Here is a 22,067-nt window from a genome sequence, read left to right on the forward strand (position 1 = left end):
CGAACGCCCCACCAGGTACCACGGACCGAATCGATCCACCGGAGAACACCATGCACCGCATCACCCCCGCCCCCGTCGCCCCGATCCAGGGCCGGACCCGCTGGGCGGTCGCCGCCGGCGTCGGCGCCGCGTTGGCCGCCGCCTGGTGGCTGGGCGACACGGCGCCCTATCCGTACGCCCAACGCGGCCTGCTCGACGTGCCGTTGCCGTTCCTGACCGCCGACCGGATGGACGCCGTACTGCGGCCGCGGCCGCGGGAGCGGATCCTGGAGATCGGCCCGGGGACCGGCCTGCAGTCGCTGCACGTCGCCCCGCAGCTCGGGCCGGAGGGACGGCTGGATGTGCTCGACATCCAGCAGGAGATGCTCGACCACGTGATGTGCCGCGCCGAGCGCGACGGTCTGGCGACGATCAGGCCCACCCGCTCGGACGCGCGCGAACTCCCCTACGCCGACGGAACATTCGACGCCGTATACGCCGTGACCGCGCTCGGCGAGATCCCCGAGCCGGATCGGGTACTGCGCGAGGCGGCACGGGTGCTGGCACCAGGCGGGCGGCTGGTGATCGGCGAGTTCTTCGACCGGCACTGGATCCCCTTCGGCCGGCTGCACCGGCTCGCCGACACCGCCGGCCTCCACCTGACCGAGCGCCGCGGTCCGAGCCCGGCGTACCTCGCCCGCTTCCGACCCTGTGCAGCCCACGCGCCCGTTCGCCAAGGCGAGCACCTCGCCGACGGCGACCGGGACAACGACGACGGGAATACGACGGGGACGGCAAGGCCGACTATTGGGTGCTGAACGACAACGGCTCGGCGGACATCCGGCTCAACACCGGTACGCCCGACTGGTCGGCCCAGGGGCGCATCGCCGAGGGCGCCGGCACCGCCGGCCTCGGCGACTGGATCGTGTTCGCCGACGTCAGCGGTGACGCCCGCGACGACTGTCCGCTCCTGACCGCGACCGGCGCCGTCGACGCCTGGCTCACCGTCCACGCCTACGGCCTCCACCTCGTGCAGCCGTGCGGGCCGCTCGGGCGGCCGGGAACAGGGTCCGGCCGGCGCCCGTCCCCGTGAGGCACCCGAGGGTGCCCGCCATGGACGGGAGCCGGCCGGCCGCCGGTCACATCGTGCAGGTGAGGGCGGGTGCCGCACCTGAAAGGTACAATCCTCAAACAGAGCGACCGCTCTCGTCATCGCCTCGTGCTCGCGTCGCCCGCACCGGGTCCGCCGTCCCTGGAGGCTCGAACCATGAGCGTGGCCATCGACTCGGCGGACGCGGCGGACGCGAACCACGGCGAGGTCTTCGTCGGGCGCCGCGGCGAGTTCGACCGGCTCGCGGCGTGTGCCGCCGAAGCGCGCGGCGGGCAGGCGTGGCTGGCGGTCGTCGAGGGCGAGGCCGGCATCGGCAAGAGCGCTTTCGCCCGCCGGGTGGCGGCCTCACTGACGGATTTCACGGTCCTGTGGGCGACCGGCGATCCTTCGGAGACCGACCTTCCCGGCGGTGTGCTCGGCCAGCTGACGCGGCGAGTGGACCGCGACCTGGCGGCCCGGTTCCCGTTGCTGGCGCCGGACGGCCCGGCAGGGGTGTCACCGCACGCCATCGGCGGGCAGTTGCTGCTGCTGCTCGGCGCGCTGCAGGAGTCCCGGGGCCCGGTCGCGATCGTCGTCGACGACGTCCACTGGGCCGATCCGCTGTCCCTGCGGGTGCTGGGATTCGTCCTGCGCCGGCTCTGGGCGGACCGGGTGCTGACCGTTCTGCTGACCCGGCCGGACGCGGAGCACACCGTCGAGACCCTCGACAGGCTGGTCCGCTCCCTGGAGCGGGCGGTGCGGGTCGGGATCGGCGGACTCGAACAGGACGACGTGGACCGGATGGCCCGCCGGCTGCTGGACGTGCGCCTGACACCGGGGCTGGTCCGGCGTCTGCACGGCTACACGAAGGGCCATCCCCTCCACCTGCGGACGGTCCTGGCCGAGGTGCCCGTCGAGACGCTCCGCGACGAGGAGGCGGAGCGGTGGCCGGTTCCCCGCACGCTGCGGGTCGGGATCAGGACGCTGCTGGACCGCCTCCCCCCGGATTCCGTGGCCCTCCTGGAGGCGATGGCCGTACTGAACGTACGGCTTCCGCTCGCGGCCGTCGCGCAGGTCGCGGGGCTCCCGGACCCGGCCCGGGCCCTCATGCCGGCGCTGACGGCCGGGCTCGCGCAGTGGTGGCCGACCGAGTCCCAGAGCCCCGTCGCCATGGTGCACGCCCTGCAGCGGGACGCGGTCTACGAGGCGATCGACCCCGAACGGCGCCGCGCCCTGCACGCGGCTGCCGCCGACGTGGTCGGCACGGCCGCGGCCTGGGCCCACCGAGTCGCCGCGGCCACGTCCGCCGATCCCGTTCTGGCCGCCGAGCTGGAGCGGTCCGGGAACGCCGAGGCCGTCGCCGGCCGCAACGCGCTGGCGGCCACACGACTGCTGTGGGCCTCCTCGTTGTCCGGCGATCGCGCGGACCGGGAGCGGAGGTTGGTGACGGCCTGCGCCCAGTCGCTGCTCACCCTGCAGCCGGTGGCGGCCGTGAAGCTGAGGACGCAGGTCGAGGACTGCGCGCCCAGCGTCCTGCGCACGTGCGTGCTCGGCGTCATGGACCTGCTGGACGGCCGGTTCGCCGCCGCCGAGGCACAGCTCACCGAGGCGTGGCAGGAGGCGCTCGCCGACCCGGATTCGGGCTGGGTCGCGGTCCTCGCAGGAACGTTTCTCTCCGTCATCACCATCCGGCACTGCCGCGGCGCCGAGACCGTGGACATAGCCGGCAAGACGCTGGCGATCGGCGACCTCGACCCCGCCATGTCCGACTTCACGCGCGCGGTGCTGGCCACCGGCCGGATGTGGGACCAGGGGCCGGGCGCGGCGTTGCGGGACGTGGCGCACCTGCCCGCCGACGCCGCCGAGGCCGCGGACCACCAGCTCGCGACGCTGGCGACGCGCGGGGTCATGCACCTGTTCCTGGGCCGGCTCCACGCGGCTCGCGCGGACCTGGCGACGGTGGGGCGGCGCGACCAGCAGGGCGCGGGGTCGAAACTCAGCCATCTGTCCCTCTCGCTGCTGGCGATCGTGGAATACCTGTCGGGCGACTGGAACGCGAGCGAGTCCGCGACGGACCGGGCGCTGGCGGTCGCCGCGATCCAGGACCACGTGCTGGGTGACGCGGCCGCCTGGTTCGCGGCCGTGTGCGTCGAGGCGGGACGTGGGCGGTGGGACGCCGCCCAGCGCCATGTCGATGCCCTGTCCCGGATGACCGAGGCGCTGGGATCGCCGCCGGCGGAGACCGTCTACGCCGCGCTGGCCCGGGCGATGGTGGCGCAGGCCCGGGCCGACCACGCCGCCGTACTGGTATCGCTGGAGCCGCTGCTCGACCGCACGGTCGTCGACGGGTACGAGACGTTCCGTGCGCGCTTCACGCCCTTCCGGCTGTGGCAGCAGTCGCTGCTGGTCGAAGCGCTCATCGGAACGGGGCGGCTGGCAGCCGCCGCCCTCGCCCTCGACGACTTCCGGCGGGGCTACGACGGAATGGGCTACATGCGGGTGGTCGTGGCCCGGCTCAGCGGCCAACTGGCCGAGGCCCAGGGCCGGCCGCGCGAGGCGCTGGCGATCTACGAGCGGGCCGTCGCGCGAGAGCCGGAACACGGCGGCGACACCGCCCCCCTGTTCCGCGCGATGCTGGAGCACAGCTACGGCAGGCTTCTCGTCGCGACCAACTCCGGCTCCCGGCGCGAGTCCGCCCGGTGGTTCACCTCGGCCCACGACCGGTTCGGCGCACTGCGGGCGGCACCGTTCCTGGAGCGCTGCGACGCGGACCTGGCGGCGATCGGGCTCACCGCCCCCGCGCGAGCCGGCGGCCGCGTGCTCGCCCTCACCGAGCGGGAGCTCTCGGTGGCGCACCTCATCGCCGGCGGGCGGACGAACCTGGAGGCCGCGGCGGAGCTCTACGTCAGCCAGAAGACCGTGGAGTACCACCTGTCCAACATCTACGCCAAACTGGGCATTTCGTCCCGTCGTCAGCTGGGGGACGCGCTGCGGGCCCGGCAGCCGTAGCCGGGCCGGCGACCGGACTAGGGTTCATCCCCAGGGACCCCCGGCCGCCTGGGTGCTTGTCTGGACGGGATGGCTGAAAACCCTCCCGCCGGGGCCCGTACCCGCCGGATTCCGCTCACCGGTCGACACGAGGAGCTGCGAGTCCTCGCCGACCTGGTGGCAGGCGTCCGCGACGGCATGAGTTCGGCGCTGGTCCTCGTCGGCGAGCCGGGCATCGGCAAGACCAGGCTGCTCGACCACATGGCGGCGACGTCGACGGACCTGCGGGTCGTCCGCGCCGCCGGGACCGAGTCCGAGGCGCGTTTGGGCTTCGCCGCCCTGCACCGCTTGCTGCGCCCGCTCGCGGGCGGCATCGACGCGCTGCCGGCTCCGCAGCGCGAGGCCCTGGCGTCGGCGTTCGGGCTGCTCACCGCGCCGCCGGCCGATCGCTACCTCGTCGGCATGGCGGCCCTGACCCTGCTGGCCGACGCCGCGTCCGCGCAGCCGCTGCTGTGCCTGGTCGACGATGTGCAGTGGCTCGACCGCGAGTCGCGCGACGCGCTGGCGTTCGTCGGCCGCCGGCTCGGCGCCGAGGCCGTCGGCCTCGTCGTCGCCGGCCGCGAGGAACCCCAGGGACCCGGTGCGTTCGAAGGGTTCACCGCACTGCCGGTCAACGGCCTGGAGGACACCGACGCGCACGAGCTGCTCGGACGCAACGTCGCCGGGCGGCTGGACCCGGCGGTGGCCGCGCGCATCGTGGCCGAGACCGGCGGCAATCCCCTGGCACTGATGGAGAGCGTCGACGCGCTCGGTCCCGCCCACCTGGCGGGGACGGCACTGCTGCCCGAGCCGCTTCCGGTCGGGGCGCGGCTGGAGACCCACTTCGGGCGGCTGGTCCGCACACTCCCCGACGAGACACGGACCTTCCTGGTGCTGCTGTCGGCCGCGCCGCCGGACGACGCGCTGACACTGTGGCGCGCCGCGGGGGAGCTAGGTGTTCCCGCCAGGGCGGCCGACGCGGCGATGGCGGCGGGCGTGCTCACCCAGGGCCGCCGCCTGGAGTTCCGGCACCCGCTCATCCGGTCGGCCGTGTACCGCGGAGCCGACGCCGCCGAGCGCCGCCGGGCCCACGCGGCGCTCGCCGCGGTCAGCGATCCGGTCCACAGCCCCGAACGCCGGGCCTGGCATCGCGCCGAGGCGACGATCGGGCTCGACGACGAGGTGGCTCGCGAACTCGACGCGGCTTCGGAACGGGCCCGGGCCCGGGGCGGCTATGCCGCGTGGGCCGCGTTCCTGGCACGTGCGGCGGAACTGTCGGTGGCCGACCGGGCGGCCCGGCTCGTCGAAGCCGCCAGGGCGCACCTCGTCCTCGGGGACCCCGTCACCGCGCAGGCCATGCTCGATCAGGCCGAGCCGCTCCTGGACCGCGGTGACCCGGTGCTTGGCGCCCGGGCCCTGCACACCAGGGCGACCACCGACATCTACTTCGAGCGGGTCGGGGGTCTCCCGTCGCGGTTGCTGGGGGCGGCCGGCACGGTCGCCGGCACCGATCCCGCCCTGGCCCGGTCGATGCTGCTGGAAGGGCTCGTGGCGGCGTTGTCAGGCGACCAGGACACGGTCTCGCGCGCGCGGTTCGGTGCGGCGGTCCTGGCCTCGCCGGCCGTGCGGCCGGCCCCGTCGGACAGCGCCGGGCTCCTCCTGCGGGGCTTCTGCCTGCGGATGACCCGCGGCTACCCGGCCGCGGCGCCGGTGCTCCAGGCAGCGCTCACGGCCATGGGCCGGGACGGTGAGGCGGCCGAACACGGCGTACGCCGGGCGATGCTCGCTCTCTACGCCGCCGACGAGGTCTGGGACGACGCCGGCGGAGCGGAGGCCGCAAGGCTCGTCGAAACGCACGAGCGCCGTATCGGCGCCCTGGGCGCGCTGCCGTCCACGCTGGTGGTCCGGTCCACCTGGGAACTGCGGGCCGGGCGGTTCGCCGCGGCCACGGCCTGCCTCGACGAGGCCGAGGACCTCGCGGCCGTCATCGGACAGCCGTCGGGCCTGGCCTTCCGGGTCGAGATGCTGGCGTGGAGCGGACAGGAGGCCCGGGCCCGGGCCGCCGCGGACGTCCTCGTACGCGACTTGGTGACGCGCCACGCGCACGGCGCCCTGGGCGACTGGGCCCGCCACTGCCTGGCCGTGCTGGAACTCGGCCTCGGGCGTTACGCCGAGGCCGCGGCCCGTGCGCGCGTGGCCTTCGTCAACGACAACGCGGGAGCCGTCGCCCGCGTGCTGCCGGACCTCGTCGAAGCCTCGGTACGCTGCGGCGACCACCGGACGGCGAAGGAGGCCCTGCGGCGGCTGGAGGAGCGCGCGCCGGTGGCCGGCACCGCGTGGGCGCTGGGACTGCTGGCCCGCAGCCGGGCGCTGATGTCCGACGACGACCAGGCCGAGGCCTTCTTCGCGCAGTCCGTGGCCCTGCTCGGCCGCACCCGGGTGCGAACGGAGCTGGCGCGGACGCACCTCCTCTACGGAGAGTGGCTGCGCCGGTGCAGGCGCCGGGCCGACGCCCGGGCCGAGTTGCGGACCGCGCACGGGATGTTCGCGGAAATGGGGGCGGCCGCCTTCGCCGAACGCGCCCGGCTCGAACTGCTGGCCACCGGCGAACGCGCGCGGAAGCGGACGGTGCGGACCGAGCACGATCTGACACCGCAGGAGCGGCGAATCGCCGGACTCGCCGCCGGCGGGTCGACGAACGCCGAGATCGCGGCTCGCCTGTTCATCACCCGGTCGACCGTCGAGTACCACCTCAACAAGGTCTTCCGGAAACTGGACATCACCTCCCGGCGGCAGTTGCGCTCGGTGCTGGGCACGGAGGGCTGAAACCCGGCGTGTGCTCGCCGGCCCGGGTATCGGCGACGTGCCCACGGATCGGCGGTCCCGCGGCGATCCCGCGGCGACCGGCCGGGACCGCGGCGACCGGCCGGGACCGTACGCGGTCCCGGCCGGTGGACGGGTCGAGATCTCGGATCAGGCGGTGCCTCGCGCAGCCGCCTCCATGAGCTCCGGGGCCGCTTCGGGGTGGCGGCTCCCGGGGCGGGTCACAGCGTCGGCGGGGGCCCGCTGACGCGCAGGCGGAAGGCCTCGGCCGAGCCCACGAGGGCCGCCAGGTCGAAGGGCGGCGGGGCGCCCCCGGCCTCGGCTACCGGGGTCCCGTTGGCCTTGAACCACTCCTCTATGAGGGCCGGGCTGAAGACGACGGCCAGCCGCGCCCCCTCGGGGGAGCGGACCAGGTAGCTGTGCGGCACGCCGCGCGGGCCGTGGGCGACCTGCCCCGGTGTCAGGTCGTGGCGCTCGTCGCCGACGAAGAACGACACCTCGCCGTCGAGGACGAACCAGAGCTCCTCCTCGTTCTCGTGCACGTGGAACGGCGGCGCGTGGCCGATCGGGTCCGAGAACTCCATGAGGCTCATGGCGTTGCCGGTCGCGGAGCCGGGGAGCAGGACTCGTGCCTGCCCCCCGAGGAACCAGAACGGCTCGCGCTCGGGTGTGTCCTCGAAGGCGGGGAAATTCTTGATCACGGTCGTTCCTGGGGTTGTGGGCGGTTCAGGGGCGGCTGAGGAAGCCGAGCAGCATGGCGGTCAGCTCCGCGGGGTGTTCCTCGTAGATCCAGTGGCCGGAGTCGGGGACGACCACGCCGGTGACGTCGGTGGCGTACTGCCGGACCTGGTCGCCCTCCGCTTTGCCCAGGCTGCCCGAGGCTCCGATGGCGAGCACCGGCATCGGAAGCGGCGTCTTCCGGAACCGCTCGTCGTCGCGGATGTCCTGCGGGAACACGCGGAACCAGGCGAGGCTCGCCTCCAGATGGGCGGGGTCACGCAGGTAGTGGGCGAACACGCGGATGTCGGCCGGGCTCACCGCGCCGGGGACGCCCTCGAAGCCCCCGATGAAGCCGGCGGTCCAGGCGACCTCACGACCCTTGATCATGTCCTCCGGCAGGCCGTCGGTCAGGTTGAAGAACCCGAAGTTCCACACGCCGGGGCCCCGCGCGGTCAGCGAGGGGATCGTGTAGATGCCCGGGTCCGGGATCGGCGCCTCGCTCAGGACGAGCTTGGTGACGGTGGCCGGGTACTGGGCGGCGTAGGAGTAGGCGACCATCGTGCCGATGTCGTGGCCGACGATCCGCACGTCGCGGTCCTTGCCGAGCGACGCCAGCAGCGCGTGCAGCTCGGCGGCCATCGTCTTCTTGTCGTAGCCGGAGCGCGGGGCGTCGCTCTGCCCGGCTCCTGGCAGGTCGGGGGCGACGACCGTGTAGTGCTCGGCGAGGGCGGGCATGATGCCGTGCCACTCGTACCAGGTCTGGGGGTAGCCGTGGATGAGCAGCAGCGTCGGTCCGTGGCCGCCGATGACGTAGTGCAGGCCGATGCCGGCGACGCGGGTTCTGTGCTCGCTGAACCCGGCGGGCATGCGCTCGCCGGCGGACCTGGCCGACACGTGGGGTGCGTGGCCCGCGGGGGTTGCGGAGGCCGTGATCGTCGCCGCGCCCATGGCGACGGCCACGGCGAGGGCTGTGCCGAGCAGGCGGCGGTTTCCGGGCAGGGGGAATCTCACGAGTGACTCCAGGCTGGGACGGGCGGAGGGTGGCGGAAGCCGGTGCGGCCTGACGGCGCCCGGGATCAGAGGGTGTCGGTCATGCCGCCGTCGACGGGGAAGTCGGCGCCGGTGACGTTGCCCGAACGCCGGCCGGCCAGGAACACGACCAGGTCGGCCACTTCGGAGGGCAGGGTGAAACGGTGGGTGACGGCCTGGGCCGCGGCGGCCTCGGCGACAGCGCCCGGATCGAGGCCCAGACCGGCGCCGACGGTCTCGGCCACCCCGCCCGAGCCCTTCCACAACGAGGTCTCGACCGGCCCCGGGCTCACCGAGTTGACGCGCACGCCCTGCGGCCCCACCTGCTTGGACAGCGCCTTGCAGAAGCTGGACAGGGCCGCCTTGGCGGCGCTGTAGTCGATGACCAGGGGGTCGGGGAGCCGGGCGTTGACCGACGACACGGTGACGATCCGGCCGTCGCCGGTGGCGATCAGGTGCGGCAGCGCGCTGCGGGTGGCCCTGACGGCGGCCATGACGTTGATCGTGAACGTCCAGTCCCAGTCCGCGTCGGTCGTGGCCAGGAAGCCGTCGACCCGGGGCCGCACCGCGCCGACGTTGTTCACCAGGACGTCGATCCCGCCGTGCAGGTCGGCCGCCGCGGCGACGAGCGCGCCCGGGCCGTCGGGGGTGGACAGGTCGACCTCCACGACGGTCAACTCGGCGCCCCGCTCCACCAGGTCGTCGAGTGCCTCGGTACGGTTCCTGGTCCCGGCGACGACGCGGGCCCCGGCCGCCAGGAGGCCCTCGGTGACCGCCAGGCCGATGCCCCGGCCGGCGCCGGTGACCAGGGCGCGCTGACCCGTCAGGCCGAGATCGAAGGCGGGAGTGGTCATCGCGGGGTCTCCAGGTTCTGCCGCCCCAGCCACGCCAGGGCCGCGTCCGCGACCTCGTGCCAGCCGCTGTCGATCGTCAGCGAGTGCCCGCGGTCGGGGAAGGTCATGAACTCGGTGACGGCCTCGGAGTGCCGGTACTGCTTGAGCGTGGCGCGGGTGACGGTCTCGGGGACGGTGTGGTCCTTGCCGCCGGACATCAGCAGCATCGGGCCGCGCCCGGAGTTCGCGGTGTCGACCTTCGCCGGCGAGTGGGGGTTGAAGTTCGCCGCCGCGGCCTCGAACAGCGGCTTGCCCGGCGCGGGGATGGCCCACCGCGCGTACAGCGCGTCGGACTCCTCCTGGGACAGGGCGTTGCCGAACGCGAAGCGGAACTGCTCGGCGGTCAGCGACACGGCGCGGTGCCTGTTCGCCGGGTTCTTGAACACCGGCAGCGTCGCCCGCAGCGCGGACAGCGGCAGCGGCAGGACCCCCTTGATCTGGGCCGCGTCGACCGCCACCGCGGCCGCGGCGAGGTCCTGGCCGAGAAGCTTCTGGGCGATCATGCCGCCGAAGGAGTGGCCGATGAGGATCGGCGGCGTGTCCATACCGCGGATGATCGCCGCGTAGTGGTCGACGACGTCGTCGATGCCGTGGTCGGCGATGCTCTCCGGGTTCTGCCGCGCCTCGTCCACGGTGTCGGGGTCGCCGGGCCAGCCCGGCGCGGACGGGTCGTAGCCTTCGCGGCGGAAAAGGTCGATCCACGGCTGCCAGGACGCGCTGTGCAGCCACAGGCCGTGGATGAAGAGGACCGGAATCGAGCGGGGCATGGCTGTCGGGCCTTTCTCGGGAGCGAAACCGGCGGATGCCGGTCAGCGGACGCAGCCGCGGGTCAGAGGCGGACGCGGGAAGGGCCGGGCGGCCCCGGGCCGACGCCTGGGCTCCGCCACGGGCACGGATGTCATCGGGACTCCTCGCGACGGCCGGGTACTGCCACCAGGACACCACCCGGCCCCGTCCCCTCGTACCGTGGAAAGACCCCAGTCACGGTGCTGCCCCGGCCACACGGCACGACTGGGGACCGGCCCCGAAGCGGAACCGGCCGCGAACGTCGGGCCCGGCGCCCGGCGCCCGGCGGTCTGCGGTCCGGTCTTGAAAGCCGAAGACCCGCTCGCTCTCCCCGAGGGACAGCGAGCGGGTAAGGGTGGGGCGGGGAGAATCATGTCACCGCAGAAGAGTCAAATGCCCATCGATGAGGTGACGTTCGAACATCTCGATCCAGAAGCCGCACTGGTGCTCGGCTGCGAAGTGGTGCTCGGGGTGGACGGCACGGGGGCTGAGTGACTGGACCGCTTGGCTCCGCTCGGTGAAGGGGGGCCAGTACGGGTCCCTGGGGCCGTTGGGGTCGCCGGCCCGGGCGAACTGCGTCCAGTAGCGCGCCATCGTGTCGGAGAGCGCCTGCTGGGCCGGGGTGAAGGGCGGCCGCCTGGTCCGGCCGAAGGGATCCACGTAGCTCTGGAAGACGTACATGACCTCCGAACCGTGGAAGGCGCCCAGGCCGCCCTGGCCCGGGGCGTACGGGAGCGGTCTGCGATCGTTGAACTCGTAGGCGTAGACGGGCTGGGACTGCGTGCGCTGGAGATAGGTGTTGGCCCGGTGGACGGCGCACGAGAACATGCCGTCGCCCACGGCGGTGCTCAGGGCCCGGTCCGGATCGCCGCCGTAGGCCGAGAGCGGGTAGTGGCGCATGACCGCCTTGGCCGCATTCGGGCCGAAGTGGTGGACCAGGGCGGGGAGGTATTCCTGCGGCCGGAGCGGGTTGTCCTGGTAGCCCTGGATGATGAAGGTGGTGCCCTCGTCGTGGGTGGCGCCCGCGAGCACCGGCATGTGGTTGTACCTGCCCTCCCGCAGGGCGTCGTCGATCGGCAGGGGCAGGAGCGGGGCACCTTGGGCCGCGTGCCATTCCTCCCCCTGGTAGTGGACGACGGCCGCCACGGGCATGCGGCGCAGGCAGGCGGCCGCGTTCTTCGCGGTACCGCATCCGATGTCGTGAGCGATCCTCGTGCCCTGTTCCTGGGCGGCGCGCTGACTGGGCGTCGGATCGATGCAGACGCTCTGCGCGATCGCCCGCTGGAAGAGGCCGGCGGCGGTCGGGGAGGTGAGGTTCGCGCAGACGCCGGCTCCGCCGGCGGACTCACCGAAGAGCGTCACATCGCGGGCGTCACCGCCGAAGGCCGCCGCGTTGCGGTGCACCCAGCGCAGCGCGGCCTGCTGGTCCATCAGGCCGTACTGCCCGGAAACGTGGTCGGGCGACTCCGCGGCCAGTGACGGCAGGCCGAGGAAGCCGAGGGCGCCGAGCCGGTAATTGATGGTCACGACGACGAAGCCGCGGGCGGCCAGCGCGCTGCCGTCGTAGAGGCTGCCGGCCCCGTAGATGTCGGAACCGCCGTGGATCCACACCATCACCGGCCGCGGCGAGGGCGCGGGTCGCGCCGGCGCGTAGACGTTCAGGTAGAGGCAGTCCTCGCTGCCGACCGCTGTCCCGCCGGCCCCGGGCTGAGGGCATTCGGCGCCCGCGGCGGTCGCGGACCGTGTCCCGGACCAGCGCGGAGCCGGCTGAGGCGGCTTCCAGCGCAGCCTGCCGACGGGCGGCGCCGCGTAGGGAACCCCGAGGAAGCGCTCCACCCCGTGCTGCTCGATGCCGCGCAGGCCGCCCTGCTCCACCGTGACGACCGGCGCGTGGGCCGCGGCCGCGGGTGCGGGAGCGGCGCCCAGGACGGCGGTGACCAGCGCCCCGGCAGCGGCGGCGGCACGCAGCCTGCTCCAGCCTTTGCGGCCTCGCCGGCTTTTGCGGCCTTCCTGGCCTTCCCGGCTTTTCCGGCCGAGTCGACGGTGCGGCCGCTCGGCGGGATCGGCGTCGACGAGTGCGCGTCTGTGTCTCATGCGCAGCAGTATGGGATAGCGGGGAAATATCCATCCAAATAGGTGTCAAGTGGCGTGAAGGGTTCACCCGCGCGGCAGTGAGGTGGGCCGACCCTGTGCCGGAGGTGCCCCGAGGGCGAACGCCTTTCGGATCGTCTTCGCAGGCCCTCGACCCCAGCGTTGAACGATGGCCGGAACGTTTCGTCCGACCGCTTCGTGACGCTTTCCGCGGGAACCGGAAGGGGCGGTCCGGCGTGGTCCGCGGTGGAGCGGCTGGGGGGCCGCCCCGACGGGAGGGGAGGCGCGGATGAGCGAGCCGTGGGGGTTGAGCGGGCCGGAGTTCCTGGGGGTGTACGCCGAGGCGGTGGCGGCCGCGCACCTGCTGACGGCGGTCGCGCGGCGCCTGCTCCGGCGCGGCGGGCCGGACCCGCGGGTCATGCCCGATGTGTACACGGTGGCCGTGGGGGCGGGCGGCCGGGCGCGCGTGGTCGACACGGCGGTGAGCGGCCTGGTGGAAGCCGGGCGGGTACGGGCCAGCCGGGACCACCGGATCACGGTGGCCACCTCCGAGGCGGCGGTGGACGCCGAGGTGGACGCGGGCGCGCACGCGGGCGCGGGCAGCGGAACGGCGGCCGGGACGGGTGCGGGCCTCGGCCCGGCCGCGGGCGGGCATGCCGGTGACGCGCCGGCCGGGGCGGCCGGCGGCGTCGCGGCCGGTGACCCGGCCGGGGACCGCGTCCAGGAAGCGGTGCTGACGCACCTGCGGAAGGTGCGGACCACGAACCTGCGGGGGGCGCGGCGCCTGGCCATGGACTCCGCGGCCGTTCTGGCGGTCGAGGAGGAGGCGGTGCGCGGCGGGATGCTGCTGCCGCCGGGGCGGCGCCGGGCGGCGCTGGCGGCCGGACTGCTGCTTCAGGCGGCCGTCCTCGGGCTCGGCGTGGCCCGGCTCGTCAACGGCGTCCGCCTGCACCGGCCGGTCGGCTTCCTCTTCCTCTTCCTCCTCGTCAGCGCGGTGCTCGCGCTCGTCTCCGCGACCAGGACGCCCCGGCTCACCCGGGGCGGCGAGCGGTGGCTGGAGCGGATCGTCAAGGTGCGCTCCCGGGTGGGCGAGGCGGGTTACGGCCCGCACGCGCCCGAGGGCACGTCCGTGCCGGAAGCGGTGTTCGCCGTCGCCGCGTTCGGGGCGGCCGGGGTGGCCGATCCGGGGCTGCGGGAGGCGCTGTACGGGGGGATGAGCGCGTCGGCGTCCGCGGGGTCGGGGAGCGGAGGTTACGGCGCAGGAGCGTGCGGCGGCGGAGGAGGGTGCGGGGGCGGAGGCTGCGGCGGGGGAGGGTGCGGGGGATGACCGAAGGGAGCGGAGGGGTGCCGGGAGGTGCGGTAACCGGGGGCGCCGGGCCCGGCACCGGTGTGCCCGGCGCCGGTGTGCCCGGCGGCGCGATGTGCGGCGCCGATGTGTCCGGCGCCGGTGTGCCCGGCGGCGCGATGTCTGACGCCGATGTGTCCGGCACCGGTGTGCCCGGGCTCGGGTACGGGATCGGGTGGCGGCCGGAGATCGACCTGACCGTCGAGCGGCTGCCCGGCGTGGACTTCGTGGAGGTCATCGCGGAGGGGCTGGCGCCCGCGCGGCTTCCCGCGTCCCTGCCGGCCCTCAGGGAGCGGGGCGTCCCGGCCGTGCCGCACGGCGTCTCGCTGTCCCTCGGCGGGGCCGAGCGGCCCGACCCGGGGCGGCTCGCCCATCTCGCGGCCTGCGCGCAGGCGCTGGGCGCGCCGCTGGTGAGCGAGCACATCGCGTTCACGCGAGCGGGCGAGTTCGAGGCGGGGCACCTCCTCCCGGTGCCCCGCACACGGGACGCGCTGGCCGTCGTCACCGAGAACATCCGCATCGCGCAGGACCAGTTGCCCGTACCGCTCGCCCTGGAGAACATCGCGCCGCTGCTCGCCTGGCCCGAAGAGGACTTCACGGAGGGGGAGTTCCTCTACGAGGTGGCCGACCGTACCGGCGCCCTCCTCCTGCTGGACGTGGCCAACCTCCACACCGCCCGCGTCAACCTCGGGCTCGACCCGGCCCGTGTCCTCGCCGCCCTCCCGTTGGAACGGCTCGCCTACGTCCACGTGGCGGGCGGCGTCGAGCGCGACGGCGTCTGGCACGACACCCACACCCACCCCGTGACCGAGCCCGTCCTCGCCCTCCTGACCGACCTCGCGCGGCACGTCGGCGGGTCGTCCTCCCGCCCTTCCTTCCCGGGCGTCCTGCTGGAACGCGACGGCGCCTACCCCTCGGACGCCGGCCTCGCGGCCGAACTGGCCTCGATACGTCAGGCGGTGCGTGCCGGTGGACGCTGACGCGGCCCGCGAACGGCTCGCCGCCCGGCAGGAGGTGCTGCTCATCGCACTCGTCGCCGGGGGCGCCCCGCCGGAGGGGTTCGACCCGGCGCGGCTGCGGGTCCAGGCGCAAGCCCTCGTGGCCAAGCGCCGCCGAGTCGCCGCGGCGCACCACCCATGGCTGACCGAGGCGCTGGGCCCTCCCCGTTACGCCGCCCTTTTCGCGGAGTACGCCCGCGAGACGCCGCTGCGGCCCCAAGGCTCCGGACACGCCGACGCGGAGGGCTTCGAGGCGTACGCACGGAAGGTGGGGGCCTTGCCGGCGCCGGCACGGTGGGCGTTCCTCCGGCGCCGACGCTGACCATCACCTGGACGCCGGGTCAGAAGAACGTCTCGCGGGGGTCGATTCCCACGCCGTACTCCCACAGCACCGAGTGGCGCAGGGTGCCGTTGCCTTGGCCGGACCACAGGTTGAAGGCCCATCCGTCGACGGCCCACAGGTCGTTCTTCAGGTCGCCGTCGGCGTCACCGACGGCGAACAGCCGCCAGCCGGCCGGAACCCCGGTGGCCAGCACGAGGCGTGTTCCGTAGTGGCCGCGGCCGTCGCCGGGGTAGAGCCACAGGCGGCCGGAGGTGTCGCGGGCGACCAGATCGTCGTGCTTGTCGCCGTTGAGGTCGCCGGGGCCGGTGAGCGCGCTCATGGTGTTCCAGTTGCTGCCCACGGCGCGGCGCGGGCCGAGCCCGCCGTGGCCGGTGCCCGGGTAGAGCCACAAGGTGCCCGACCGGTCGCGGGCCACGAGGTCGTTGCGGCCGTCGCCGGTGAGGTCGCCCACGCCGGCGAGCGCGGTCATGGCGTTCCAGCCGCCGCCGATCCGTATCCGGGTGCCGAGCCGGGTGACCAGGCCGGGGTAGAGCCACAGGGTGCCCGAGCGGTCGCGGGCGAAGACGTCCTCGCGGCCGTCACCGGTGAAGTCGCCGTGCCGGACCAGGGCGGTCATGGCGTTCCAGCCGCCGCCGAGGTCGACGGGTCTGGGGTCACTGCCGCCCGGGAGCACCCACAGGTGGCCTTCGACCGAGCGCATCAGGGCCTGGCTCTGGCCGTTGTCGAGAAAGGAACCGAAGGGCTTGGGGGTCCCCAGGGGGTCGTCGTACGGGCGGCCCCAGTCCACGTACTGGTGGCCGTCGCCGCACTCGTGACCGGTGGGGGCCAGGCGGACGGAGCCGAAGTGGTCGCGCCAGTTGGCCGTGGCCTCACGCGCGTCGTCCCAGCCGTAGTCGGCGCCTTCGGCGGGACCGGCGCCCCAGGGCGTGGTCGTGTAGTACGCGGAGGTGGCGGTGTAGCCCGCCGACGGGTACAGGCAGGAGTAGTCGGCGGTGCGGTTGGCCCACGAGGCGGCATGCCGGCCGGCGGAGCCGAAATCGCGCTGGGAGCTGCGGTAGGCGGTGAGGGAGCCGGTGCCGTCCAGGCCGGTGAAAAGGCAAAAATCGCCCTTGGGACAGCGGTCCATCCCGGCCGGTTCCCACGCCGACGCGGGCGGGGCCGCGGTGAGAGTGCCGACGGCGAGGGCGCCCAAGGCCGCGCCCGCCGCGATGAACCGTCCGAGAATCCCCACGTCAAACCTGCCCTGTGCTCGCGGGTGCGGCCGGTCGCTCCCGGCCCGTATGCCGGGCATAACGCATCGTCCCCCCCGGCGTGATCACGCCGAAGCTACCAGTGGGACGCGCCCGCGATCCAGCGGCATCCCGGCTCGCGCCGGGGGAGCCGTGGACCCGTGGGGGTGCCGCGGCCGTGACGTCATGGCCGATGGCTATCGCCACAGGTATTGGACGCTCCGCCGCACCGTGGCCGAGGATCACGTCGACCGACGGAACAAAGGCCTTGGAGGAGACATGTCCGTGTCGGAGCGGATGGAGCGCAACCGGCTCGTGATCGAGGAGTTCCGCGCCGCCGGCGGAGTGGTGGGCGGTGACTTCGCGGGAGTGCCGCTGCTCCTGCTCACCACGACCGGTGCGCGCAGCGGGGAGCCCCGCACCATGCCGATGACCTATCTGAGGGACGGTACGAGGCTGGTGGTCTTCGGCGCCAACGGGGGCCGGCCGCGGCACCCGGGCTGGTACCACAACCTGCTGGCCGATCCCACCGCCCTCGTCGAGGTCGGCACCGAGGCGTACCGGGTGACGGCGAGTGTGACCCAGGGCGCGGAACGCGAACGGCTCTGGGCCCTGCAGCTGCCGCACACCCCGTACTTCGAGGACTTCCAGGAGCGGGCCGGGCGCCCGATCCCGGTCGTCGCGCTGACCCCGGCCGCCTGAAAGACCCCGGCCGCCTGAAAGACCCGGACCGACTGAAAGACCCCGGCCGACTGTAAGACCCGGGCCCGCACTAGTCAGTTGAGCTACCTACTCAGGGGTGCTAGCGTCTCGCCGCGTGAGCAGCCCGTCGTCGGAGCAGCGCGCCCAATGGCTGCGCGGAGTACTGGACTTGTGCATCCTCGCGGCCCTCGCGTCCCACGAGTCGTACGGATACGAGCTCTCCCGGATGTTCGAGGCCGAGGGGCTCGGCGTGATCCCCGGCGGCACCCTCTACCCGGCGCTGACCCGGCTGCGCGGCAGCGGCCTGGTGACCAGTACGTGGCGCGAGCCCGTGTCGTCCGGTCCGGCGCGCAAGTACTACGCCCTCACCGACAAGGGGCGGGACGTACTGCGTGAGGGCGGGCTCGCCTGGCTGGAGTTCACCGACCGGGTGGCCGGGATCCTACGTAAGGAAGACCTACCGTGAACAACAGTGAGTGGCTGGAGCGGCTGGCGGGTGAGCTGTGGCGGCGCGGACTCGACGGAGCCGCCATCGGGCAGGCGGCCGCGGAGGCACAGTCGCACCTGCTGGAGAGCGGACAGCCCGCCGTGTCCGTGTTCGGTCTTCCCGAGACGTTCGCCGCGCAGCTCGCCGGCGGCCACACCCGGGGCGGCGGCCTGGCGGCACACGTCCCCGCGCCGCCGCCCCGGCCCGCCGCGCCCGACCGCCTGACGGCGCGTCGGGTGGGCAAGCGCTACGGCCGCCGATGGGTCATGCGCGGTGTCGACCTGACCGTACGCGCCGGACAGGCGGCCGCCGTCGTGGGCGCCAACGGCACCGGGAAATCCACCTTCCTCAGGATGTGCGCGGGCCTGGAGGCCTGTGACGAGGGGCAGATCACCGTCGACGGCTCCATCGGCTTCTGCCCGCAGTACGGCGGCACCCTGGACTTCCTGCACCCGCTCGAACACTTCGTCCTGGTCGGCGCCGGCCGCGACCTGCGGCGCGGCGCCGCACGGCGGGCCGGTCTGGAACTGGCCGCGCGGCTGGAGTGGAACGCCGGGGAGCCCGTCCAGGCACGGCACTTGTCCGGCGGCACCCGGCAGAAGCTCAACCTCGCGCTCGCCGGGATCGGCGAGCCCGACGTCCTGCTGCTCGACGAGCCCTACCAGGGCTTCGACCACGGCTCCTACCTCGACTTCTGGCAGCAGGTCTGGCGCTGGCGCGACGAGGGCAAGGCCGTGGTCGTGGTGACGCACCTGCTGGAGCAACTGGACCGGGTCGACACGGTGCTCGACCTGACGGAGGAGACATCGTGAACCCGACCAGGACCTGGACGATCACCGAGACCAACCTGCGGGACCTGGTCCGCCGCCGCGGGGTCCTCGTCCTGCTGTTCCTGGTGCCGCTGGTGTTCTACGCCGGCCGGCGCGGGGACCACACGGGGCAGTCCGTACGGTTCCTCCTGCTCGGTCTGGCCTTCACCATCAGCACGGCGGCGCTGTTCGCGTCCTGCGCGCTGCGCTCGCTCGAACCCCGGCTGCGGCTGTCCGGCTACCGCGCCGCGGAGCTGAGCATCGGACGGCTGGGGGCCCTGCTGGCCGTCGGCCTGCTGGTCTGCGTTCCCTACCTCGGCGTCGTCGCCGTGGACCTGCACCCGGACCGGCTGTCCGCGATCGCCGCCGCGATGGTCCTCACCGTCGCCGTGGCAGCGCCGCTCGGGATGCTCCTCGGCGCGGTGGTGCCGCGCGAACTCGAAGGCGCCCTGCTGCTGATGGCCCTGGTCGGAGCGCAGATGATCACCGACCCCGGGGCGTCCGCGGCCAAAGCGCTGCCCTTCTGGTCCGCCCGGGAGCTGGCGACGTACGCCGTCGACCACACCGGTGCCGACTACCTGCGCCGCGGCCTGCTGCACGGCGCCGGCTGCGCCGTGGTCCTGTTCACCGCCGCGAGCCTGTGCACCGCGGCCAGGCTGCGCGCCCGCCGCGGAACCTCACCGGGCCGGGCCGGCCACGCCCGTGCCTGAAGCACGCCACCGGCCGTCCCGCCGGCCGTCTCCGCCGGTCGTCCCCGCCGGGTCGGTGGTTCCGACGTCACCCGGCCCCACGCGGGACGTGCCCGGTACGCGGTGAGGCGTACCGGGCACGTCGTCGGCGGGCGTGGCCGCCCGCAGGTGCTGACGGTGAATCAGAAAAGGCTGCCGTAGGCGTTCCAGCCCGCGGTGCCGATCTCCACGCGGCCCTTGAACGTCGAGCTGCCGGTGTGGCCGGTGGCGCTGTAGCGGTAGAGCCGGCCGCCGGAGGTGACGGCGACGATGTCGGCGCGGCCGTCACCGTCGAGGTCGCCGGGCGCGGCGAGCTTGGTGTACGCGTTCCAGCCGCCGCCGACGTCGATACGCGACCTGAACGGCGAGTAGCCGTTGCCGGTGCCCAGGTAGAGGTACAGGTGGCCGTTGCCCGCGCGGGCGACGATGTCGGCGTACCCGTCACCGTTGATGTCACCGGCGCCGGTGATCTGGTTGTACCCGCCCCAGCCGGGACCGACCTTGACGCGGTTGTAGAACGACACGTCGCCCCTGCCGCTGATCAGCCACAGCACGCCGCTGCCGTCCCGGGCCAGCACGTCCGAGTGGCCGTCGGCGTTCAGGTCGCCCGGGCCCAGCAGCTTGTTGTAGCCGCCCCAGCCGCCGCTGATGGCCACGTTGCCGGCGTCGTCGCGGTAGAGCCAGCCGTAGTACACCTCCAGCAGCGGTTCCTCGTCGTGGTCGGTGAGGGAGGTCGGGCTGAACAGCTTCGCGCCCTTCCAGCCGCCGGCCTGGCCGTACTGGTACCGCTTGCTGAGCACACCGGTGTTGTAGCTGTAGTAGTAGTACAGGTTGCCGCCGGAGGTCTGGCCGAACAGGTCGTTCTTGCCCCACACCGACGTGTGGCCCTGCCCGGCGATCACGCGGTCGTTCCAGCCGCCGCCCACGGGCCGGCGTCCGGTGAGGCCGCCCTTGCCGGTGCCCTCGTAGTAGTAGAGGTTGCCGGCGGCGGTGCGGGCGAGGATGCCGCCCACGGAGTCCACGTCGTCGCCGAAGCCGACGAGCTGGTTGAAGACGCCGAAGCCGTAGCCGATCTTCACCCGGGCGGACAGCGGGTCGGCTCCCGTGCCGCTGAAGGCGTACATCCACAGGTCGCCGTTCAGGTCGCGGGCGACGAGTGTCTGCACGCCGGTGGCGGTGATGTCGCCGGCGCCGATGAGCTGGTCGTAGCCGCCGAAGCCGCGGCCCACTTTGACGCGGGCTGCGAACGGCGCCATGTTGCTGCCCGTGCCCCTGTACAGGTACAGGTCGCCGGACGGCGTGCGGGCCAGCAGGTCGCCCCAGCCGTCGCCGTTGGTGTCGCCCACGGCGGTGACCTGGTTGTAGATCTGCCAGCCGGGGCCGGTCCACTCCGGCGTGCCGTTCTCGAGGGAAGCGGCGCTGTCGAACATCTCCATGCGGCCGGACTCGGTCAGGCCCAGCACCTCGTCGCCGGAATGGGCGTCGGTCAGGTTCCCGGGCGTGAGCACGTCGCGGTACTGGGTCTCGGAGACGCCCAGTGAGATCCACTTCTTCTGGGCACTGCTCAGCACGCCGATGGCGTTGCTGTCCTCCTGGGTGATGATGTCGCCGTGGCCGTCCCCGTCGTAGTCGTACCGCGGAGTGGTCGTGGCGGTGCCGGCGGCGGCCGACGAGAACGGCCGCGTGTGCGTGGGCGGGGTGAACGTCGGGTGCGCGGTGCCTCGCGGCGCGGCGCCGCTGCCCGCGCCGGTGGCGCCGACGTTCGCGCCGATGGTGGCGACGTTCGCGCCGATGGTGGCGACATCGGCGCCGGTGGCTCCGGCGTTCGTGCCGGTCTGCGCGAGGGCGGTGCCGACGGGGCCGAACACCAAGGCGCCGGCGGCCAGCACACCGGTCGTGCAGACCGCCAGCAGGCGGCCGCCACGGCGCGCACGCGAGCGCGCCGAAGAAGAGAACATGAATCCCCCCACAGGATCGTGATGATGCGCCGCGCGGTGGGCGCGGGAAGGACCAAGGCGAGCAGGTGTCATCCGCCCGAGTCAAGGAAAGCCGAACCTGCCGGCAGTGCCGAACCTGCCGGCAGTGCCGAACCTGCCGGCAGTGCTGAACCTGCCCGCACTGCCCGCTGCCGACAAGGAGGCCGGGCCTCCAGGCGTGTGACAGCAGTGCACACAGTACGCGCTCGTGTCGCCCGCGCAACTTCCTTTCGTACGACCCGTACGTCCCGTAAGCGGAACTGAAACCGGGGGCAAGCCGGGCTTGCTGTCGCGGGGGCGACGCCGCTGCCACGCTCGAATCATGACGACGACACAGGACACGATCCCCCGCCGCGGTCGCCGATCCCACCTGTGGTCCGGCGGGGTACGGGCCGCCGCCCGGGTCGTGGCGCACACCACGACCACCGTGGTGGCCGCGGCGCTGGGCGTGGCGGCGGTGGCCGGGTGGAGCACTCCCGTGGCCCTCGCCGGCTGGACCACGGCCGCGGCGGCGGGCGCCGCCGGCGTGCTCGCCGGGACGCTGCGCGTGGTCCTCGGTACCGACGTGCCCGCCGACCGGGAACGGGGCCGACTGCTCCTCATACTGCTGACCTCCGTCTTCACCTGGGCGTTCATGGCGACCTCCGCGATCTGCCTGAGCTGGTTCTGCCACGCCCACGCGCTCGACCGGCACGCCACCCTCAAGGTCCCGGCGACCGTCTCGGACTGCGAGAACCGGGGCGACAGCAACGAGTGCACCTACCACTGGCTCGCCGGCGACCGCGCCTACCGCTCACGGGACACCGCGGACCGGGCCTGGCCGGACGGGCACCGCGTCACCGTACCGATCGACCCGGCCCACCCCGGCCGCCAGGCCGTGGTCACCCGCGGCTACTGGGCGGCGTGGATCGGGGTCGCGGTCGGCGCCCTGGGCACGCCCTTCGGCGCTGTGACGGTGTGGGTCCTGGAATCCGACCTGGGCGGGATGTGACGCGGTTCCCCCTGCCAGGAT

The 22,067-nt window shown here is 73.8% G+C and carries 17 protein-coding genes and 1 pseudogene; 11 read left to right on the forward strand and 7 right to left on the reverse strand.

Features of this window, described 5'->3' with window-relative positions; all coding sequences use genetic code 11:
- Positions 1–50 precede the first annotated feature (50 nt).
- The 4 genes from K7G61_RS28675 (at position 51) to K7G61_RS28690 (ending at position 6,922) form a co-directional block, all read left to right on the forward strand.
- On the forward strand, positions 51–797 hold the full coding sequence (locus tag K7G61_RS28675) for a class I SAM-dependent methyltransferase (RefSeq protein WP_225849925.1): 747 nt from the start codon (positions 51–53) through the stop codon (positions 795–797).
- Complete coding sequence (locus K7G61_RS28680; RefSeq protein ID WP_225849926.1) at positions 791–1,072, forward strand: hypothetical protein; 282 nt, start codon at positions 791–793, stop codon at positions 1,070–1,072. The genes K7G61_RS28675 and K7G61_RS28680 overlap by 7 nt, the downstream gene beginning before the upstream one ends.
- A 174-nt stretch (positions 1,073–1,246) precedes the next feature.
- Positions 1,247–4,078, forward strand: a complete 2,832-nt coding sequence (locus K7G61_RS28685) for a LuxR family transcriptional regulator (RefSeq protein WP_225849927.1) — start codon at positions 1,247–1,249, stop codon at positions 4,076–4,078.
- 69 nt (positions 4,079–4,147) lie between these two features.
- Positions 4,148–6,922 (forward strand): AAA family ATPase, encoded by a 2,775-nt coding sequence (locus K7G61_RS28690; protein ID WP_225849928.1) that lies wholly within the window; start codon positions 4,148–4,150, stop codon positions 6,920–6,922.
- 218 nt (positions 6,923–7,140) lie between these two features.
- Here the strand turns inward: K7G61_RS28690 and K7G61_RS28695 are convergent, their stop codons facing one another.
- From K7G61_RS28695 to K7G61_RS28715, 5 genes are all read right to left on the reverse strand, one after another.
- On the reverse strand, positions 7,141–7,620 hold the full coding sequence (locus K7G61_RS28695; RefSeq protein ID WP_225849929.1) for a cupin domain-containing protein: 480 nt from the start codon (positions 7,618–7,620) through the stop codon (positions 7,141–7,143).
- Positions 7,621–7,645: 25 nt separating this feature from the next.
- Positions 7,646–8,650: an alpha/beta fold hydrolase gene (locus K7G61_RS28700; RefSeq protein WP_225849930.1), complete on the reverse strand. Its 1,005-nt coding sequence runs from the start codon at positions 8,648–8,650 to the stop codon at positions 7,646–7,648.
- Positions 8,651–8,715: 65 nt separating this feature from the next.
- Positions 8,716–9,522: an SDR family NAD(P)-dependent oxidoreductase gene (locus tag K7G61_RS28705; protein ID WP_225849931.1), complete on the reverse strand. Its 807-nt coding sequence runs from the start codon at positions 9,520–9,522 to the stop codon at positions 8,716–8,718.
- Positions 9,519–10,328: an alpha/beta hydrolase gene (locus K7G61_RS28710; RefSeq protein ID WP_225849932.1), complete on the reverse strand. Its 810-nt coding sequence runs from the start codon at positions 10,326–10,328 to the stop codon at positions 9,519–9,521. Before K7G61_RS28710 ends, K7G61_RS28705 begins: the two co-directional genes overlap by 4 nt.
- Positions 10,329–10,722: 394 nt before the next feature.
- A complete protein-coding gene (locus tag K7G61_RS28715) occupies positions 10,723–12,441 on the reverse strand; it encodes a carboxylesterase/lipase family protein (RefSeq protein WP_225849933.1) in 1,719 nt (572 codons plus the stop codon).
- Positions 12,442–12,727: 286 nt separating this feature from the next.
- On the opposite strand from K7G61_RS28715, the gene K7G61_RS28720 reads away from it, so the two are divergent.
- Entirely contained in the window at positions 12,728–13,765 is a 1,038-nt protein-coding gene (locus K7G61_RS28720) for a TIGR04222 domain-containing membrane protein (RefSeq protein ID WP_263984978.1), read from the forward strand.
- Positions 13,766–13,902: 137 nt separating this feature from the next.
- Positions 13,903–15,103, forward strand: a pseudogene (locus tag K7G61_RS28725) (DUF692 domain-containing protein).
- A 19-nt stretch (positions 15,104–15,122) separates the two neighbouring features.
- Here K7G61_RS28725 and K7G61_RS28730 read toward each other — a convergent pair.
- Positions 15,123–16,355, reverse strand: coding sequence for an FG-GAP-like repeat-containing protein (locus tag K7G61_RS28730; protein ID WP_225849934.1), 1,233 nt, complete (start codon positions 16,353–16,355; stop codon positions 15,123–15,125).
- A 277-nt stretch (positions 16,356–16,632) separates the two neighbouring features.
- Between K7G61_RS28730 and K7G61_RS28735 the strand changes: the two genes are divergently transcribed.
- From K7G61_RS28735 to K7G61_RS28750, 4 genes are all read left to right on the forward strand, one after another.
- Positions 16,633–17,055, forward strand: a complete 423-nt coding sequence (locus tag K7G61_RS28735) for a nitroreductase family deazaflavin-dependent oxidoreductase (RefSeq protein ID WP_225849935.1) — start codon at positions 16,633–16,635, stop codon at positions 17,053–17,055.
- Between the two features lie 115 nt (positions 17,056–17,170).
- Positions 17,171–17,521 (forward strand): PadR family transcriptional regulator, encoded by a 351-nt coding sequence (locus K7G61_RS28740; RefSeq protein ID WP_225849936.1) that lies wholly within the window; start codon positions 17,171–17,173, stop codon positions 17,519–17,521.
- The gene (locus tag K7G61_RS28745) at positions 17,518–18,354 is read left to right on the forward strand and encodes an ATP-binding cassette domain-containing protein (RefSeq protein ID WP_308190726.1); all 837 of its coding nucleotides are present in this window, start codon (positions 17,518–17,520) and stop codon (positions 18,352–18,354) included. Before K7G61_RS28740 ends, K7G61_RS28745 begins: the two co-directional genes overlap by 4 nt.
- Positions 18,351–19,061, forward strand: a complete 711-nt coding sequence (locus K7G61_RS28750) for an ABC transporter permease (protein ID WP_225849937.1) — start codon at positions 18,351–18,353, stop codon at positions 19,059–19,061. The genes K7G61_RS28745 and K7G61_RS28750 overlap by 4 nt, the downstream gene beginning before the upstream one ends.
- Before the next feature lie 161 nt (positions 19,062–19,222).
- On the opposite strand, the gene K7G61_RS28755 is transcribed toward K7G61_RS28750, so the two are convergent.
- A complete protein-coding gene (locus tag K7G61_RS28755) occupies positions 19,223–21,037 on the reverse strand; it encodes a VCBS repeat-containing protein (protein ID WP_225849938.1) in 1,815 nt (604 codons plus the stop codon).
- Between the two features lie 340 nt (positions 21,038–21,377).
- Between K7G61_RS28755 and K7G61_RS28760 the strand changes: the two genes are divergently transcribed.
- Positions 21,378–22,046 (forward strand): DUF3592 domain-containing protein, encoded by a 669-nt coding sequence (locus K7G61_RS28760; protein WP_225849939.1) that lies wholly within the window; start codon positions 21,378–21,380, stop codon positions 22,044–22,046.
- Positions 22,047–22,067 lie beyond the last annotated feature (21 nt).

It is taken from the genome of Streptomyces sp. HPF1205 (genome assembly GCF_020400825.1).
Lineage (GTDB): Bacteria > Actinomycetota > Actinomycetes > Streptomycetales > Streptomycetaceae > Actinacidiphila.

Coding starts and splice junctions, on each gene's coding strand:
- K7G61_RS28715 (WP_225849933.1), bottom strand. CDS start 12,441: ATGAGACACAGACGCGCACTCGTCGACGCCGATCCCGCCGAGCGGCCG.
- K7G61_RS28675 (WP_225849925.1), top strand. CDS start 51: ATGCACCGCATCACCCCCGCCCCCGTCGCCCCGATCCAGGGCCGGACC.
- K7G61_RS28760 (WP_225849939.1), top strand. CDS start 21,378: ATGACGACGACACAGGACACGATCCCCCGCCGCGGTCGCCGATCCCAC.
- K7G61_RS28710 (WP_225849932.1), bottom strand. CDS start 10,328: ATGCCCCGCTCGATTCCGGTCCTCTTCATCCACGGCCTGTGGCTGCAC.
- K7G61_RS28735 (WP_225849935.1), top strand. CDS start 16,633: ATGTCCGTGTCGGAGCGGATGGAGCGCAACCGGCTCGTGATCGAGGAG.
- K7G61_RS28755 (WP_225849938.1), bottom strand. CDS start 21,037: ATGTTCTCTTCTTCGGCGCGCTCGCGTGCGCGCCGTGGCGGCCGCCTG.
- K7G61_RS28685 (WP_225849927.1), top strand. CDS start 1,247: ATGAGCGTGGCCATCGACTCGGCGGACGCGGCGGACGCGAACCACGGC.
- K7G61_RS28720 (WP_263984978.1), top strand. CDS start 12,728: ATGAGCGAGCCGTGGGGGTTGAGCGGGCCGGAGTTCCTGGGGGTGTAC.
- K7G61_RS28705 (WP_225849931.1), bottom strand. CDS start 9,522: ATGACCACTCCCGCCTTCGATCTCGGCCTGACGGGTCAGCGCGCCCTG.
- K7G61_RS28690 (WP_225849928.1), top strand. CDS start 4,148: ATGGCTGAAAACCCTCCCGCCGGGGCCCGTACCCGCCGGATTCCGCTC.